14 protein-coding genes are annotated in these 15864 nt (G+C 53.5%); 11 read left to right on the plus strand and 3 right to left on the minus strand.

What is annotated here, in order from left to right; genetic code table 11:
* Positions 1–24 precede the first annotated feature (24 nt).
* Positions 25–951: a DUF4062 domain-containing protein gene (locus ACQUQU_RS06620; protein ID WP_430462455.1), complete on the plus strand. Its 927-nt coding sequence runs from the start codon at positions 25–27 to the stop codon at positions 949–951.
* Positions 952–972: 21 nt separating this feature from the next.
* Here ACQUQU_RS06620 and ACQUQU_RS06625 read toward each other — a convergent pair whose 3' ends face one another.
* Complete coding sequence (locus ACQUQU_RS06625) at positions 973–1311, minus strand: ArsR/SmtB family transcription factor (protein ID WP_430462456.1); 339 nt, start codon at positions 1309–1311, stop codon at positions 973–975.
* Positions 1312–1489: 178 nt separating this feature from the next.
* On the opposite strand from ACQUQU_RS06625, the gene ACQUQU_RS06630 reads away from it, so the two are divergent.
* The 3 genes from ACQUQU_RS06630 to sthA all read left to right on the plus strand — a co-directional run bounded on the left by ACQUQU_RS06630 (position 1490) and on the right by sthA (position 4256).
* Entirely contained in the window at positions 1490–2518 is a 1029-nt protein-coding gene (locus tag ACQUQU_RS06630; protein ID WP_430462457.1) for an FAD:protein FMN transferase, read from the plus strand.
* Between the two features lie 15 nt (positions 2519–2533).
* Positions 2534–2767, plus strand: a complete 234-nt coding sequence (gene nqrM / locus ACQUQU_RS06635; protein WP_430462458.1) for a (Na+)-NQR maturation NqrM — start codon at positions 2534–2536, stop codon at positions 2765–2767.
* 97 nt (positions 2768–2864) lie between these two features.
* Complete coding sequence (sthA, locus tag ACQUQU_RS06640) at positions 2865–4256, plus strand: Si-specific NAD(P)(+) transhydrogenase (protein ID WP_430462459.1); 1392 nt, start codon at positions 2865–2867, stop codon at positions 4254–4256.
* A 66-nt stretch (positions 4257–4322) separates the two neighbouring features.
* Here the strand turns inward: sthA and ACQUQU_RS06645 are convergent, their stop codons facing one another.
* The gene (locus tag ACQUQU_RS06645; protein WP_430462460.1) at positions 4323–5516 is read right to left on the minus strand and encodes an anthranilate synthase component I family protein; all 1194 of its coding nucleotides are present in this window, start codon (positions 5514–5516) and stop codon (positions 4323–4325) included.
* A gap of 478 nt (positions 5517–5994) precedes the next feature.
* Between ACQUQU_RS06645 and ACQUQU_RS06650 the strand changes: the two genes are divergently transcribed.
* From ACQUQU_RS06650 to ACQUQU_RS06675, 6 genes are all read left to right on the plus strand, one after another.
* Complete coding sequence (locus tag ACQUQU_RS06650; RefSeq protein ID WP_430462461.1) at positions 5995–6957, plus strand: DUF6160 family protein; 963 nt, start codon at positions 5995–5997, stop codon at positions 6955–6957.
* A gap of 221 nt (positions 6958–7178) precedes the next feature.
* A complete protein-coding gene (locus ACQUQU_RS06655; protein ID WP_430462462.1) occupies positions 7179–8072 on the plus strand; it encodes a C39 family peptidase in 894 nt (297 codons plus the stop codon).
* Positions 8073–8098: 26 nt separating this feature from the next.
* Entirely contained in the window at positions 8099–9166 is a 1068-nt protein-coding gene (locus tag ACQUQU_RS06660; RefSeq protein WP_430462463.1) for a transporter, read from the plus strand.
* Positions 9167–9174: 8 nt separating this feature from the next.
* Positions 9175–10869 (plus strand): OmpP1/FadL family transporter, encoded by a 1695-nt coding sequence (locus ACQUQU_RS06665; RefSeq protein ID WP_430462464.1) that lies wholly within the window; start codon positions 9175–9177, stop codon positions 10867–10869.
* Between the two features lie 53 nt (positions 10870–10922).
* Positions 10923–11669: a hypothetical protein gene (locus ACQUQU_RS06670; RefSeq protein WP_430462465.1), complete on the plus strand. Its 747-nt coding sequence runs from the start codon at positions 10923–10925 to the stop codon at positions 11667–11669.
* A gap of 15 nt (positions 11670–11684) precedes the next feature.
* The gene (locus ACQUQU_RS06675) at positions 11685–12542 is read left to right on the plus strand and encodes an alpha/beta fold hydrolase (protein ID WP_430462466.1); all 858 of its coding nucleotides are present in this window, start codon (positions 11685–11687) and stop codon (positions 12540–12542) included.
* A 29-nt stretch (positions 12543–12571) separates the two neighbouring features.
* Here the strand turns inward: ACQUQU_RS06675 and ppsR are convergent, their stop codons facing one another.
* Entirely contained in the window at positions 12572–13393 is an 822-nt protein-coding gene (gene ppsR / locus ACQUQU_RS06680) for a posphoenolpyruvate synthetase regulatory kinase/phosphorylase PpsR (RefSeq protein ID WP_430462467.1), read from the minus strand.
* A 103-nt stretch (positions 13394–13496) separates the two neighbouring features.
* On the opposite strand from ppsR, the gene ppsA reads away from it, so the two are divergent.
* Positions 13497–15860, plus strand: a complete 2364-nt coding sequence (gene ppsA / locus ACQUQU_RS06685) for a phosphoenolpyruvate synthase (protein WP_430462468.1) — start codon at positions 13497–13499, stop codon at positions 15858–15860.
* Positions 15861–15864: the final 4 nt, after the last annotated feature.

The raw sequence follows: 15864 nt of genomic DNA on the forward strand, positions 1-15864 counted from the left end.
CTGTTATTCCGGGAAGAAAATCAGGTGAGTTCAACTCCTGAACAAAAGCGCTACATGGTGTATCTGGCCTCAAACTTCGATGGTTTGAGTCTCGAACGTTATGAGATGGAGCGTCAGCTGGCCCGCCATAACATGATCAATGTGGGCTTTTCCTGCCGTGAAGACGCAGGTCCTTACGACTGGAATCTGGTTCGTGCACAGATTGAAATTGCCGATTTATTCATTCTTCTGATTGGTGATACCTACGGCCCTATGGCGCCAACGGGCATCAGTTATCTGCATCGAGAGTTTGTTCATGCCAAATCGCTGAACAAACCGACGCTGGCCTTCATCAAGAATTCATTGCCTGAAAAACACGTGACGGAAGATCAGCGCCGGCTGGCGGGTTTTCATCGCATCGTTGTGCAGCAATCGCCTTACAAGCTCTGGCATCTGCGAGAAGAACTGATGACGCATGTACGGGCCTCGCTGAGCAGTCCGTCTCTGTCGGTTGGCCCGGGCTGGTTGCCGGCCAATGTGCCACAGCCTGCGCCGGTGTCGCAGCCTGTTCAGGCTGCACCGGCAGCCGGGCTGAGCGCCAGTCAGCGACTGGCCAAAAGCCGTCAGCTGGTGAATATGCAGATCACTGCCAAGGTGTATCAGGGTGGTAATCTGTCGCTTGAGGAAGTTCTGTTGCCTGCCCGTATGGATCAGCTGTTAATCGGCATTTCCTCGGTGCTGAAAACGGGTGCCAGCGAAGACCGGTTGCGGGCGCATCTGGAGGGCGTGATCGCGCCGACGGTGAAGACCCAGCTGCTGAAACGTCATCAGCAGGCTCATGCGGTGGATGATATCCGTATCAGTCGTGGTCAGTTTCAGCAAATGCTGCGTCAGTGGCAGGAGCTGGGTTACGCGGATGCTCAGGGTGATGGCGCCCGTGCGGTATGGCGCCTGACGGCCTCTCAGGCCTGACGCTGATCAGAATCAGCCCTTTCAGGGCTGACCAAATTGTCCCAGCAGGGACGTTCTTTGCTCCCACTCGTCTTTCATGCTGTCGCATACGCTTGAGCAGACGTCGAAGATGAATGGGGCGCCAATGCTGAAGTAAGCCATATTGCCTTCCTGACGACGTTTAACCAGGCCGTGCGTACGCAGCGTCGACAGGTGCTTGGACACGTTCGGCTGGGAGGCGCCGGTGGCCTCTACCAGTTCGGTTACGGAACGTTCGCCATTCTGCAGCTGATGCAGAATTCGCAGGCGCATAGGATCGGACAGGAGCCGGAAACGCTGCGCGATCAGTTCCAGCATTTCATCGGACATGGTTGGTTGCATAGAGAGTCTCCATCAGATGCCTGCATTTTAAGCGATGGGCTGAGAAGGGAACATATAATTATGTGGTCATTCAGTGTAATAAATAATTCTAACCATATAGCGAACAGTTATTCTTTTATTGCATGAGTGCACCCGCCGGCTGGCCTGCGTATACTGTGCGCCTTTTCCGGAGGCGCCCATGATCCGACTGTCTGTTTTCCTGTCTGTAATCCTGCTCTCTGCCTGTGCTCCCACCGATCAAGTCAACACGATATCCGGCCCGACCATGGGAACCAGTTACCATATTGCCTGGCGTGGGGATGGTGCGGATGCCGAGGCGCTGAAGATTGCCGTCGATCAGCGGCTGATCGAAATCAACAAAAGCATGTCGACCTACGATCCGCAGTCCGAGCTTTCCCTGATCAATAAAGGCGAAGTCGCGGTTGATGCTGAGGGCTGGATTGCCGTATCGGACGGGCTTGAAGATGTGTTGCAGGATTCCCTCGCTATCCATAATAAGAGCGAGGGACTCTTTGATCCGACGGTCGGTCCGTTGGTGAATCTGTGGGGGTTTGGCCCTCAGGCGAGTCTCGACAAAGTGCCGTCAGACGCCGAGCTGGATGCTGCAAAACAAAAGGTTGGATTTGAAGCGCTGACGCTGGACGGCGCCAGTACGCGGATTCGTCTGTCGTCTCCTCGTTACATCGATCTGTCAGCCATCGCCAAGGGGTGGGGGGTGGATCAGATCGCTGAGCTTCTGGAGCATCAGGGCCACGCTTCCTACATGGTCGAGATTGGCGGTGAAATCCGGACGGCGGGCGTGAAGCCGGACGGTCAGGCGTGGCGTATCGCCATAGAGCGCCCAAACAGCGAGCTGCAGGAACGGGCTGTTGAACTGATTATTCAGCCGGGCAGTGCGGCGATTGCCACCTCTGGCGACTACCGCAACTATTTCGAGCAGGATGGGGTACGTTATTCCCATACCATTAACCCTTTCAGTGGCCGCCCGATCACTCATACGCTGGCATCTGTCACTGTGGTGGCCGACAATTGTGCAATGGCGGACGGCTGGGCGACGGCGTTGAATGTAGCCGGACCTGAAAAAGGGCTGGAGCTGGCTGAGCGCAATGGTCTGGCGGTGTTTATGATTGTCAGAGATGGCGACGGCTTTGCCGAGCGCACGTCTTCTGCGTTCCGCGCAAAATTTCCTCACTATGAATCGCTTTAAGAAGGGGGTATCCGGATGACTATGGTTCTCGTGGTATTTGGTTTTATGTTGTTGATTGTGGCTGCCATGGCCATTGGCGTGATCATGGGTCGCAAGCCGATTGCCGGCTCCTGTGGCGGTATGTCGGCGATTGGCATGGACACGGCCTGCGATGTATGCGGCGGCGACAAAAATAAGTGCAAAAAAGAAAGTGAAGAGGCCGCTAAGCAGGCGGATGGTGCTGCCTTTTACGATGCGACTAAGCGCTAATCGGGCAGACCCTTCAGCTTCACCTACAATGACACCTGTCTAATATTTGTTGAGGCGCAGGCAACAAGGCCTGCCTCAGGCCATGGAGTTTTAACGTATGACAGACTATCACTACGACGTTGTGGTTATTGGTGCTGGCCCCGCAGGTGAAGGGGCGGCCATGAATGCGGCTAAAAAAGGTAAGAAGGTCGCCGTCGTAGAAGATAAAAACATGGTGGGTGGCAATTGCACCCATCTGGGCACGATTCCTTCCAAGGCGCTGCGTCACGCCGTAAAACAGATTATCCAGTTCAACACCAATCCTATGTTCCGCGAAATCGGTGAGCCGCGCTGGTTTTCTTTTCCGCGCGTACTGAAGAGTGCTGAGCGTGTGATTGCCAAGCAAGTGAAGCTGCGAACTGAATTCTACGGCCGTAACCGCATCAGCGTTTACACCGGCACCGCTCAGTTCGCCGACCCGCATACGGTGGACGTGTTTCACGGCTCCCAGACCAATACCCGTTTGCACGCCAAAGAAATTGTGGTTGCGACCGGTTCCAGCCCTTGGCGCCCGAGCAACATCGATTTCTCGCATCCGCGCATCTACGACTCAGACACCATCCTGCAACTGGAGCACACGCCGCGCACGCTCATTATTTACGGTGCGGGCGTTATCGGCTGTGAATACGCGTCTATTTTCTCCGGCCTGGGTGTCAAGGTGGATCTGATCCATCCGGGCGACCGTCTGCTCAATTTCCTCGACGATGAAATCTCCGATGCGCTGAGCTACCACCTGCGTGATAAGGGTGCTCTGATCCGCCACAACGAGCAGTTTGATTCCGTTGAGGGGAACGAGCGGTACGTCACTATGGTGATGGCATCGGGCAAAAAAGTGAAAGCCGACGCATTCCTGTGGGCGGCAGGCCGTACAGGCAATACCAAGCATCTGGCGCTGGAAAACGTCGGACTCAAGGCGAACAGTCGTGGTCAGCTGGATGTGGATCACGAATACCGCACAGCGGTTGAGAACATCTTTGCAGTTGGTGATGTAATCGGTTGGCCGGCGCTGGCGTCAGCGGCATACGATCAGGGGCGTGCGGCGGCGGCGGTGATTTCCTCACCCGAAGATTTTCGCTTCGTGGATTCGGTGCCGACCGGTATTTACACCATTCCGGAAATCAGCTCTGTGGGTAAGACCGAGCGCCAGCTAACGGAAGAAAAGGTGCCGTACGAAGTGGGTCAGGCGTTCTTCAAAAATCTGGCTCGCGCGCAAATTACCGGCGAAGGCGTCGGTATGCTGAAGATCTTGTTCCACCGTCAGACGCTGGAAATTTTGGGTATTCATTGCTTCGGCGACCAGGCCGCTGAAATTGTTCACATCGGACAGGCGATCATGAGTCAGAAAGGCGAGGGCAACACCCTGCGTTATTTCGTTAATACAACCTTCAACTACCCGACCATGGCAGAAGCCTACCGCGTGGCGGCACTCAACGGGCTTAACCGGCTCTGAATAAAAAAACGCCGCGCATGCGGCGTTTTTTTATGGGCGTTGATATGCCGTAAACGATCGGTGCGGCTAAATCGGGCTGCGCAGAATGGCACCGACCTTATTGTGAATTTCTTCCCATTCGCTGTCGGCGTCAGAGTCCATGACCACGCCGCCGCCGCCCCAGCAGGTGGCGCCGGTTTCCGTTGCAATGATAGTGCGGATGAGGATGTTGAAGTCGCATGAGCCGTCGACGCCAAAGTAGCCCATGGAACCGCAGTAGGCGCTGCGGCTGGCGGCTTCCAGTTCCTGAATAATTTCCATCGAGCGCTTTTTAGGCGCGCCAGTAATTGAGCCGCCGGGCAGTGCCGCCAGAACGACATCCACAGCTGAGGCGTTGTCGGCGAGCTTTGCTGTGATGGTCGACACCATGTGGTGAACATTGGCGTGGCTCTCAATGCTGAACAGCGAAGGAACCTGAACGGTTCCGGTTTGCGCATAAATGCTCATGTCGTTGCGAAGCAGGTCGACAATCATCAGATTTTCCGCCCGGTTCTTCTCACTGCCGGCAAGCCAGTGGCGGTTTTGCTCATCCTGCTTTGCGTTTTCTGAGCGTGGTGCAGTGCCCTTGATGGGGCGTGTTTCCATCCGCCCATTTTGCACATGGATGAAGCGCTCTGGTGATACGGAAAACAAGGTCGAGTGATCCCCGCGGAAAATACCGCCAAAGCTGGGTCTGAAGCCTTCCAGTAGTGGAAGGCCGGTCTGACCTCGCAGGTCGCCTGCACAATCAAACGGCATTGCCAGATTGACCTGATAGCAATCTCCGGCGAGCAGGTACTCGTGCACCCGCTGAAAGCGGCTAAGGTAGGCAGGCTTGTCCCACTTGGCCTGCCAGCTGGGTAGAACGGGGTGGTACCGGGCTGCTTTTGCGGCCTCAATATGCGACGTGAGATGGCTCAGGCGGGCATCAACGTCGTTTTCAGTAAGACTGGGCAACCAGAAGGCATCGCTCTCTCCGCTGCTGAGGTTCAGTCTCAGAACCATAGGGTAGAAGCCGAACTCACCCAGCAACCCGGTGTGGGGCATGCCCATCAGAGCCCGGCCAGCTTCGTACGAAAAATATCCGGCCCAGCCAGGGATTACCTGAGGCGTGTTTTCGTTTTCAGGGGCATCCGCAATGAAATCACTCCTGCTGTTGCGTACGTATTCAGCAAACGTCTGGATGTTTTCTGCGCATCTGAGTGTCTGCCAGTGCGATGGCTCCGGAAACAGCCAGACCACTTCAGACGCATCAGTCGGTGTCTGGGTGTTTCCCCATTGGTCGCTGCCGCTGAATAGCAGGGTGCTGCGAGCGGACTGATGGCCTGTAAGGAGTATATCGAAAGCATGATGTGGCAGGCGTCTGTGTAACATTTTAGGCCAGTTTGAAAATTCAATGGAACTACGTAAGTTTATGATTGTTAAGGAAAAAGCTCACGCCGTCTGCACATCGCAGGGGGAGGGGGCTGTTTCGCTGCGTGCCAAATGTAAGTGTATGTAAAATTAGGGCTAGACAAGGATATACACCAGCATTAGATTGTCTCGCAGACGCTAAGACAGTCTTTCTGTCAGGTAATAAGAATAAAGAAAGCGGTCCTCGTAACCAACACTTTAAAAAGATTCACAACCTTTGAGCGCTGCCCGTGTGGTATTGGTCAGTGGATGTGATAGGGCAAGGATTTTGCCCAAAAACCTAAGAAAAATAATCAGGAGTGTGCACATGAAATTCCTTAAGAAAGCATCTCTCGCCGCGGCGATTGCAGCAGCCCCATTCGCAGTAAACGCAATGGAAGCTCTGGATGACGCGACCATGTCTACCACCACTGGTCAGGCTGGTGTGACCATCGAAATCGACATCCAGGGTTCTGGTGTTCAGATTGGTGAGATCGCCTACACCGACGAAGGTACCTTGGCGATTGAAAAACTGGCTATCAGCAATGCTGATATCACTCAGACTATCGACGTTGATGCTTCTGGCAACCTGGTTCTGGGTGTGTCTGCAATCGATGATCTGACTGTTACCATCGGTGAAACAGCAGCCATGACTGATGCAAGTGTTGCATCTGCCAGTGCGGTAATGCTGCGTTCTTCAGCTGATGCCTCTAAAAATGCTGAGCTGGTTAACAATCTGAACGTGCAGCTGGATATGGGTGCTTCTACCACCACTATCTACAACATGTCTGCTTACGACACGGCGACCGATCCTAACGCTCTGGCAGCTACCTTCAGCAATGGCTCTATCACCAGTAACTCTCTGAACTCTGGCATCGTGATCGCTGCTGGCGCTTCTATCCGTATCGATGATCTGGATGTGGGCATCTTTGGTTACACTGATGAGCAGGCTGCAGTTCGTGCTGATCTTGCTTCTCTGGGTGGTGATGGTAGTGGTTCTATCGACACTCCTACTGAAGAAGCTACCTACAATGCTCTGCGTAGCGGTTCCGCTATTCAGGTTAACGACGTGACCTTCGACGATGGTGCGGGCGGTTATGCCACTGTGAACCAGAAAATCTGGGCTCAGGGCGGCACTGCTGCTTCTGGCGGCGGCGTTTACATCAACATGGGTTCAATGTCAGGTACTCTGACTGTTGGCAGTGTTGTAATCGGTGGCGCTTCCATTGGTTCTCTGGCGGTTAAAGATATTAACCTGTCTGGCATGACCCAACGTATCTACGGTCACTAAGATCGCAGGAAAAAAGACCCGCTTCGGCGGGTTTTTTTGTGCCTGTTAATTATGAAATCAGGCCTGAAACCTCTGTAAATTCCCGATTTAATGGTTGGTAGTGAATGTGTTTTTATGTAACATCTACCGACGCTCGCCACTAATAACAATAACAATGCCGGAGGGGCCTGGGGCCATCACCAGTGTTCATAATTCTCCTTGGATCCATCATCGGATTTGCCATGGTTAACGAGCTGGCTATCGTCAATGATCGTCAGCAGGGTGACATGGTCTATCGCGTTGCGGTTAACGAACCCTACCAATACGATCAGGTGGTTAACGTTGAACCGCTGGCTGTGCAGAAATTCCGTAACGTTGTTCGTCAGGCATATGACTATTCCTGCGGTTCTGCCGCGCTGACCACTTTGCTGGACTTTTACCTGGGACGTAACTTTCAGGAGCGTCAGGTAATGGAAGGCCTTCTGCGCTTCGGTGAGACTGAGCGCATTGTGCAGCGTCGCGGTTTCTCTCTGTTGGATATGAAGCGTCTGGTTACAGCGCTGGGTCACCCTTCGGGTGGTTTCAAAGCAGAGGCAAAAGATCTTCTGGAACTCGACCACCCGGCCATTGCACCGATTGAATACGCAGGCTTTAAACATTTCGTTGTGATCCGGGCGGTTTATGACAATCGCGTTTATCTGGCGGATCCTTCCCTTGGTAATATCAGCTTTACGCTCGATCGTTTCCTCGAAATCTGGGACAACAACGTGCTGTTCATCGTGTTTCCGAACGGCCACAAACCAGCCAGCGGCCTAGAGCTGCGCGAGGAAGATATGCGCTATGTTGCCGATTATCTGATTGCAGAAAACACCTTTAAAGAATTCCCGCTGATGGCTATGAAGTACGAAGATGCCATTGGCAACAGCATTGCAGCCTCTACTAATAATGGGGAGTCTGTATTTCAGCCTAAGCTCGACGAAAACGGCGCTGCGGTTCGCAATGAAGACGGTAATCTTGTATACGAGGTTGTGGTGTCGACTGCTGCGGACGGTGCAAGTCCGGATGACTTTAATGTCCGGGTAACAACAGATCCTAATGAAAGCCTGGTTAAAGAACTGCGCTTCAAACGAAAATAATAATTACACGGGATAAAGGGATATTCATGTTTATTCGATTCTCTCTCATCACACTCTCTCTGTTCGCAGCTCTGATTCAGTCTGCTCAGGCAGATCAGGCGCAAGATTTGTCTAAGGCGCGTGAAGCCTTAACCAAGCAGGATAACGATGCGGATACCGAAAAGGCACTTGAAGAGGTGTTTGAGGCAGCAGAGAAAAACTATTCGCTGCTGAAGCGCGGTGGTGTATCTCTGAATTATAACTTCGATTATTCCTACTATGGTGATCAGCGTATCGATCTGGTGATTGAGCCCACGTTGGATTCTGACGGTCAGCCTACAGGCTCATCGACGATCCGCAATGCGGATGTAGCGCCCGTTGCCTCTCATACTTTTACCAACTCATTTGCCTTGGATTACGGTTTGCTGGACAACCTTACTCTGGGCGGGCGACTGCCATTGGTGGCAAAGTTCGATACAGAGGAAGAGCTGACGACTTATGCACTGGGTGACATCAGTGGAACTGTGCGTTATCAGCCATTCGAATACGTTCCGGGACGCATGAGTCAGACGTATTTTGGATCGTTGAAACTGAAAACCGGTGACAGCCCTTACGATATTGATTTGAACAACAGCTTGTCTTCCGGTTCCGGTTTTTACAGTTTAAGCGGCGGTCTGAGTGCGTCCAAGGTCATGGATCCTGTGGTCCTGTTCGCCTCTGGCAGTTATTCTTACAACGTCCCTGAAAAGGGGCTGAATCAGGTGCGCGGCAGCTCGATATTGAAGGAGGTACATCCTGGAAACAGCCTGTCGTTGTCGATGGGGTTTGCTTATTCCTTGTCCTACGATGTGTCTTTGAGCGCTTCCTTTCAGGGCTCTTTTAACGATCGCACCCGCTTTGAATTGTACACTCCATCAACTGGCGAAACTCAGAGCTCCATTTCGGGTAGTCAGATGAGTGGCATCATGAACTTTGCGCTCGGTGTTCGTGTTTCTCCAAAAACCATTGCTAACGTCAACGTTGGTTTTGGTATGACCGAATTGTCTCCGGACATTATTCTTGGCTTGTCGCTGCCTATCGATATCGAAGGTGTTAAACCGCCGTCTGGTACCTGATGAACATCATGAACCGCGAAACGATAATAATAAAAGGGCAGCGACAACGAATGATGCGCCATCTCACAACCCTATTGTTTTTGATGCCGGGGATTGCCAGTGCACAGCTGGCCCAGAACTTATTTCTGGATACAAAGGCTATGTCACTGGGGAATGCGGTTACCGCTGATCCGGTTGGCATTATGGATATTCACTTTAACCCGGCGGGATTAACCAAGCTGGATGGTCGTCAGATTCAGATTCAGGCGATGAATATTCTGTTGTCTGCGGAAGCCAAGTTCAGTCTGCCTGAAGGTTATGAGTCAGACGATGCCGGGCTATTGGATATTCAGGAAGATCCAATTCTTGATAAGGAGACGCATGAGGCGACCAGTAAGGCGACAGCGGCGGCGTATATTCCTGGTGTGGGTATCGTGCCGATGACATTACCTGTGCTTACGCTGCCAACGGGCGGTGTGTCTATTCAGCCGGAAGGCTCCCGATTTACGTTTGCAAATGCCGTGTATGCTCCTATGGCTGCGGGCTTTGCCAAGGCCGATGATGACCCGGGTCGCTATCAGGCCAAGCAGGTCGCGTTGCAGCGCTTTACCTATTTGTCTCCATCGTTTGGCTACAAGGTAACGGATGAATTCTCGGTTGGCGCCAGTTTTCTTTTTTCTCATCAGGCTGTAGCCGTTGTGCAGGATATTCGTGCACCGAACGTACTGATTGGCGTTCTGGAGCAATTGCAAGAAGCTTTCGGCTGTTTTAATGAGGATGGGTCCTCAACAGGCAATGATCCGCTTGCACCTATCATTTCACTCTGTGGTGGTAATGTGGGGCCATACGATGATGTTGGCACTTTAACCATTACTACCGAAGAAACCCTATCTCCCTCCTATAATTTGGGTTTTCTCTGGGAACCCACCAATTGGTTTGCTTTTGGTTTGGGGTATCAGAGTGAGGCGGTCTCTCATCTGAAGGGTTCATATGAGCTTGAATACACGGACGATTTTTCTCAATTCTTCCGCACGTTCAATTCATCTATTATCGGTGCCATTGGTGGCGCCATTTTCTCACTTCCTAGTGGTGTTAAACGGGAGGCGGGGCATGTTACGACGGAGTTGACGTACCCTCAGCATTTGCAGTTGGGCACCAAGTTCCGTTTCCTTGATCGCTATCAGCTGAATATGGATGCTGGTTGGACAGATTTTGACAAATGGGATGCACTGAATTTCCAATTTGACAGAAGCGTGGGCTTCCTGGGTGCCGCGAAAACCCTTGCTCCGACACTGGTGACGAGCAACTCTCTTAGTCAGCCCATGGGTTACCGCAGCGTTTGGAGTTATGCCTTTGGCCTGCAGTACGACCTGAATTCCCGTATTCAGCTGCGAATGGGTTACGAACCCCGTCAGACGTCCATTCCGGATGATGCACGCAGCATTCAGGCGCCGCTGGGATTTGCCAAAATGTACAGCGTGGGCATGGGCTATCAGTGGGATCTGGACACGGTTGTGGATCTTTCCCTGAGCTTTATGCAGTCGAAAGAAACCATTCTGGCGGATCCGCAGGATGCAGAATCCACCGGAGAGTATGTAAACTCCAGTAATTCGATCAACCGAAACTGTCTCACATGTACCGTAACCAACCCGTATCCTGGGCTGGACGTCGAAACCAAGCTGACCATTGGTGCAGCTGGTATCAGCTTCCGCACAAAATTCTGATCAGTTTGCTCATTCTTGCGCCCATGCTCAGTCATGGCGCGGATGAGTATTTTGTGTGGATGGACGCCGAAGGGCGCATCCACAATTCTCCCAAGCCGCCGTCGGTAACGGCTAATGAAAAGCCTGCAGGGCAAAACGCTGAAGGTCAGCCTGCAGCTTCGGAGCTGGTTCCTGAGCTTGAGGGTGAAGCATTTCCGGACGAGCAGGATGTGCAAGAGGCTCTGGAGCAGGATAAGGTCAATCGTCCGCCTTTTTATACCTGGGTGGACGAGGCTGGCATCGTACGCAATCAGTTTATTCCTACCGTCAGCGAGGCTGAAGAGCAGATCAGCTCGGTGCGGGCGTTTGATCTGATTCTAGTTCCGCCACTGCGCGTGTCAGACGAGGTGCGCGAATCGGGTTGCTGCGCTGTGTATTCGGGCTTTTTTGTGAAGGCTGATGAGGAACTCAAGAGTTTCGCGCTGAAGGGCTGGAAGAACATGCCGCCCTTTAAAACGATGCGGGGTGATAAACCGGCCTGGTATTGGGCGCTGAAAAGCGACAATAAAGGTGCACGAAGTCTGCAATTACGACTCCGTGGAGTGTCTGAATCCGTCAGTCTGATCGGATTGGATGGGCAATTTAAACCTTTGTATTTCGAACCTGTACTGCCCATGCAGTCGATCAGTGAAAGCTGGAGTGCTACGGCGTATCACGAAGCACTGATCAATATCGATGATCCGGACTTTGCCGGGTTTATTCTCTATTTCCCGCAAGGCGCCTCTGAACAGGCATCTGTTGAGGTACAATGGTGGCACTGATGCTCAGGTGCCACCATGGAAAAACACCCGCTTAATTTCTCTACTCCGTGTGCTGAACAGCACGCCACTTTGGTTCGTTACGCTACCTACGCCGACGACCGGCCGCCCAGACGATTATTGTTATTACACGGTGCGGGCGTGGCGGGTGAGGTTACCTGGACGTATTTGGCGAATTATCTGACGGAGTGGGATGAAGTCCTGATTCCTGATTTTGCTGGCATGGGAAAAAGCCGCTTTTCCGGTACCTTTGCCCCCAGGGTTGCAGACTATGTTCGTCAGATTGAAGAGCTGCTGAGCGCCATCGACTGGCAGGTGTTTGATGTCGCCGGTTATTCCTTTGGTGGCATGATCACCGCGCGTTTGTACGAGCAGAACATTGCCTCAGGGTTATGTTTTCTGATGGAACCCGCCATGTTGTTTTCGTCCGATTGTGGTCAGATCCGTCGCAAGGCAGACGATTACTTATCGGTTGCCGACGCCGTGGACGACAATCCGGATAATGAATCGGCGTATTTTGCGTTTCTGGATTCGGTGTCGCCAGCACGCGCCAGAGACGAACGTACGGATCAGCTCACCATTGCCCGTATTAAAGCCAATGCGCAGGGGTTCGCTGCCGCGTTGCGTGCAGTCAGTCAGGTGTTGCTTGAGGAATGCGCGACGTTTTCCAGTTGGATTCCGTCTTATCCGGGTATGAGCTTTGTGGGTGACCTCAGTCACGCCACCATGCAAGGGCGTCACAGGCTTTTAGCCGAGCAGGCAGGGGACTGGGGATTTGAACTGGTGCCGAATGCCGATCACAGTCTGGTGTTCACCAAGCCGCGCTTCATTGCCAAAGCAATGAATGAAAGAAAGCGGCAGATCAGCGCGGACTGAGCTGCCGGCTTTTGACCAGTGTTAGCTGGTCAGCTTTGCAGACGACGCTGCAAACCGGTTTCTGCCAGAATGCGGGTCGAAATTTCTTCGATGGATTTATCCGTGGTGCTGATGAACGGAATTTGCTCGCGTTCATACAGCATTTCGACCTCATCAATCTCGTGGTAGCACTGCTTCAGCGACGCGTAGCGGCTGTTGGCGCGCCGTTCGTTGCGGATGGCCGCGAGACGCTCAGGCTCGATGGTTAAGCCGAACAATTTGTGACGGAAGGGTTCCAGGGACGCCGGAATTTTCAGGTCGTTCATGTCTTCTTCGGTCAGCGGGTAGTTCGCGGCTTTTATGCCAAATTGCATCGCCATGTAAAGACAGGTCGGTGTTTTTCCCGAACGTGATACGCCGATCAGAATGATATCGGCTTCGGCATAATGGCGGGTCCGCGCGCCGTCGTCGTTATCCAATGCAAAATTCACGGCATCGATTCGCGCCAGATACACAGGGCTGGTTGTAGCCGAATGGGATTTTCCCACGCTGTAGGACGACTCGACCTTCAGCTCCGCTTCGAGCGGCGCCAGAAACGCGGCAAAAATATCGATATTCAGGCAGTCGGCCGCATCCAGGATTTTACGGATGTTTTTGTCGACAATGGTATCCACCACGATCGGCCTGATGCCCGATGCGGCAGCAGTCTGATTGATCCGGGCGGCGGCTTTTTCGGCTTTGGCGACAGAATCCACGTACGGCAGAATGATCCGCTCGAACTCAATGGCTTCAAACTGGGCCAGCAGGCTGTTACCCAGAGTTTCTGCGGTAATGCCGGTGCCGTCGGAGATAAAAAAGGCGGTTCGCTTCATGTGGAAATTTGTGTCCCGTCCACTTAGTATTACGCAGCCTGACGCCGCAGGCGTTCGATTTTAGGTGATTCCGGCGGGTGTGGAAAGTTACAGGAGAACGACGTTGACTGAATACGTACTCTGGTTTGATCAGGTATCCATGGGCGATGTTGAGCGGGTTGGTGGTAAAAACGCCTCGCTCGGTGAAATGATCAGCAACCTGACCAGCGCCGGAGTGTCGGTGCCGAACGGCTTTGCCACGACCGCTGACGCTTACCGCGAATTCTTAAGTTATGAAGGCCTGGATGCCCGTATTCAGAAGGCGCTGGACGCTCTGGATTCCAATGATATCCGTGCCCTGACCGAAACCGGTGCCCAGATCCGCAACTGGATCCTGCAAGCGCCGCTGCCGCCGCAGCTGGAAGCCGATGTGCGTAAAGCCTTCGCTACGCTGCAGCAAGGCAATGACGCCATGGCCGTTGCCGTGCGCTCGTCCGCCACCGCCGAAGACCTGCCGGATGCCTCATTCGCCGGTCAGCAGGAAACTCACCTCAATATCGTGGGTATTGAAAACGTTCTGCACGCCATCCGTGACGTGTTTGCGTCCCTGTTTAACGACCGCGCCATTGCTTACCGTGATCACCAGGGCTTTGACCACCACAAGGTGGCGCTGTCTGCCGGTATTCAGCGCATGGTACGTTCTGAAACCGCCTCCAGCGGTGTGATGTTCACGCTCGATACCGAATCCGGTTTCGATCAGGTGGTGTTTGTTACCTCTTCTTATGGTCTGGGTGAAACCGTGGTGCAGGGCGCCGTGAACCCGGACGAATTCTACGTTCATAAAAACAATCTGCGCGAAGGCCGTCCGGCGATACTGCGTCGCAATCTGGGCGCCAAAGCCATAAAGATGGTCTACGCCCACGACGGTGCTGTGGGTCGTTCTGTGGAAACCCAGCGCGTTGACCGCGAGCTGCGTCAGGTGTTCTCCATTTCCGACGCGGAAGTGGAAGGTCTGGCCAAGCAGGCGCTGATTATTGAAAAGCATTACGGCCGTCCGATGGACATCGAATGGGCCAAAGATGGCGACGACCAGAAGCTGTACATCGTTCAGGCCCGTCCTGAAACCGTGAAAAGCCGCGCCAGCAAAAACGTGATGGAACGCTACCTGCTGAAAGAAACCGGCAGCGTGCTGGTCGAAGGCCGTTCTATTGGTCATCGTATCGGTAAAGGCAAGGTGCGCGTTATCAGCAGCATCGACCAGATGGATCAGGTGAAAGAAGGCGACGTACTGGTTGCCGATATGACCGACCCGGACTGGGAACCTGTGATGAAGCGCTCTGCAGCGATCGTGACTAACCGTGGTGGCCGTACCTGTCACGCCGCGATCATTGCCCGCGAGCTGGGTATTCCGGCGGTGGTGGGTTGTGAAGACGCGACCGACACGCTGAAAGACGGTCAGGATGTGACCGTGTCCTGTGCAGAAGGTGATACCGGCTTCGTGTACGAAGGCGCTCTGGATTTCGATATCCGCACCAACAGCGTTGATCAGATGCCGGATCTGCAATTCAGAATCATGATGAACGTCGGAAACCCGGACCGTGCGTTCGATTTCCAGAGCCTGCCAAATGCCGGTGTGGGTCTGGCGCGTCTGGAGTTCATCATCAACCGTATGATCGGTGTGCACCCGAAAGCCCTGCTGAACTACGACACACTGCCGGAAGAAGTGAAGCCAACCGTTCAGCGCCGTATTTCCGGCTACCCGGGTCCGGTGGAGTTCTACGTCGACAAACTGGTGGAAGGCATTTCCACGCTGGCCGCTGCGTTCTGGCCGAAGCGTGTGATCGTGCGTCTGTCCGACTTCAAGTCGAACGAATACGCCAACCTGATCGGTGGTCGTCTGTATGAGCCAGAGGAAGAGAACCCGATGCTGGGCTTCCGTGGTGCCTCCCGTTATATCTCGAAAAACTTCCGCGACTGCTTCGAACTGGAATGCCGCGCGATGAAGAAGGTGCGCAACGAGATGGGCTTCACCAACGTTGAGATCATGGTGCCGTTCGTGCGTACCGTGGGCGAAGCCGAGCAGGTGGTGAATCTGCTGGCGGAAAACGGCCTCAAACGTGGCGAGAACGACCTGAAACTGATCATGATGTGTGAGCTGCCGGCCAACGCCATTCTGGCGGATCAGTTCCTTGAGTTCTTCGACGGTTTCTCCGTGGGTTCCAACGACCTGACGCAGCTGACGCTGGGTCTGGATCGCGATTCCGGTATCATCGCGCACCTGTTTGATGAGCGTAATGAAGCCATTCTGGCGCTGCTCGAAAACGCAATTAACGCCTGTAAGCGTGCAGGTAAGTACATCGGTATTTGCGGTCAGGGTCCTTCGGATCACCCGGATTTCGCCAAGTGGCTGATGGAACACGGCATCGACAGCGTATCGCTGAACCCGGACTCCGTGCTGGATACCTGGTTCTTCCTCGCCGACAAGTAAGGAT

The organism is Thalassolituus sp. LLYu03, from assembly GCF_050507655.1.
GTDB lineage: Bacteria > Pseudomonadota > Gammaproteobacteria > Pseudomonadales > Oceanobacteraceae > Venatoribacter.

Excerpts from the sequence above, each read along its gene's own strand:
- ACQUQU_RS06625 (WP_430462456.1), bottom strand. The coding sequence starts at position 1,311 with ATGCAACCAACCATGTCCGATGAAATGCTGGAACTGATCGCGCAGCGT.
- ACQUQU_RS06655 (WP_430462462.1), top strand. The coding sequence starts at position 7,179 with ATGGTTAACGAGCTGGCTATCGTCAATGATCGTCAGCAGGGTGACATG.
- ACQUQU_RS06630 (WP_430462457.1), top strand. The coding sequence starts at position 1,490 with ATGATCCGACTGTCTGTTTTCCTGTCTGTAATCCTGCTCTCTGCCTGT.
- sthA (WP_430462459.1), top strand. The coding sequence starts at position 2,865 with ATGACAGACTATCACTACGACGTTGTGGTTATTGGTGCTGGCCCCGCA.
- nqrM (WP_430462458.1), top strand. The coding sequence starts at position 2,534 with ATGACTATGGTTCTCGTGGTATTTGGTTTTATGTTGTTGATTGTGGCT.
- ACQUQU_RS06660 (WP_430462463.1), top strand. The coding sequence starts at position 8,099 with ATGTTTATTCGATTCTCTCTCATCACACTCTCTCTGTTCGCAGCTCTG.
- ppsR (WP_430462467.1), bottom strand. The coding sequence starts at position 13,393 with ATGAAGCGAACCGCCTTTTTTATCTCCGACGGCACCGGCATTACCGCA.
- ACQUQU_RS06665 (WP_430462464.1), top strand. The coding sequence starts at position 9,175 with ATGAACCGCGAAACGATAATAATAAAAGGGCAGCGACAACGAATGATG.
- ACQUQU_RS06650 (WP_430462461.1), top strand. The coding sequence starts at position 5,995 with ATGAAATTCCTTAAGAAAGCATCTCTCGCCGCGGCGATTGCAGCAGCC.
- ACQUQU_RS06675 (WP_430462466.1), top strand. The coding sequence starts at position 11,685 with ATGGAAAAACACCCGCTTAATTTCTCTACTCCGTGTGCTGAACAGCAC.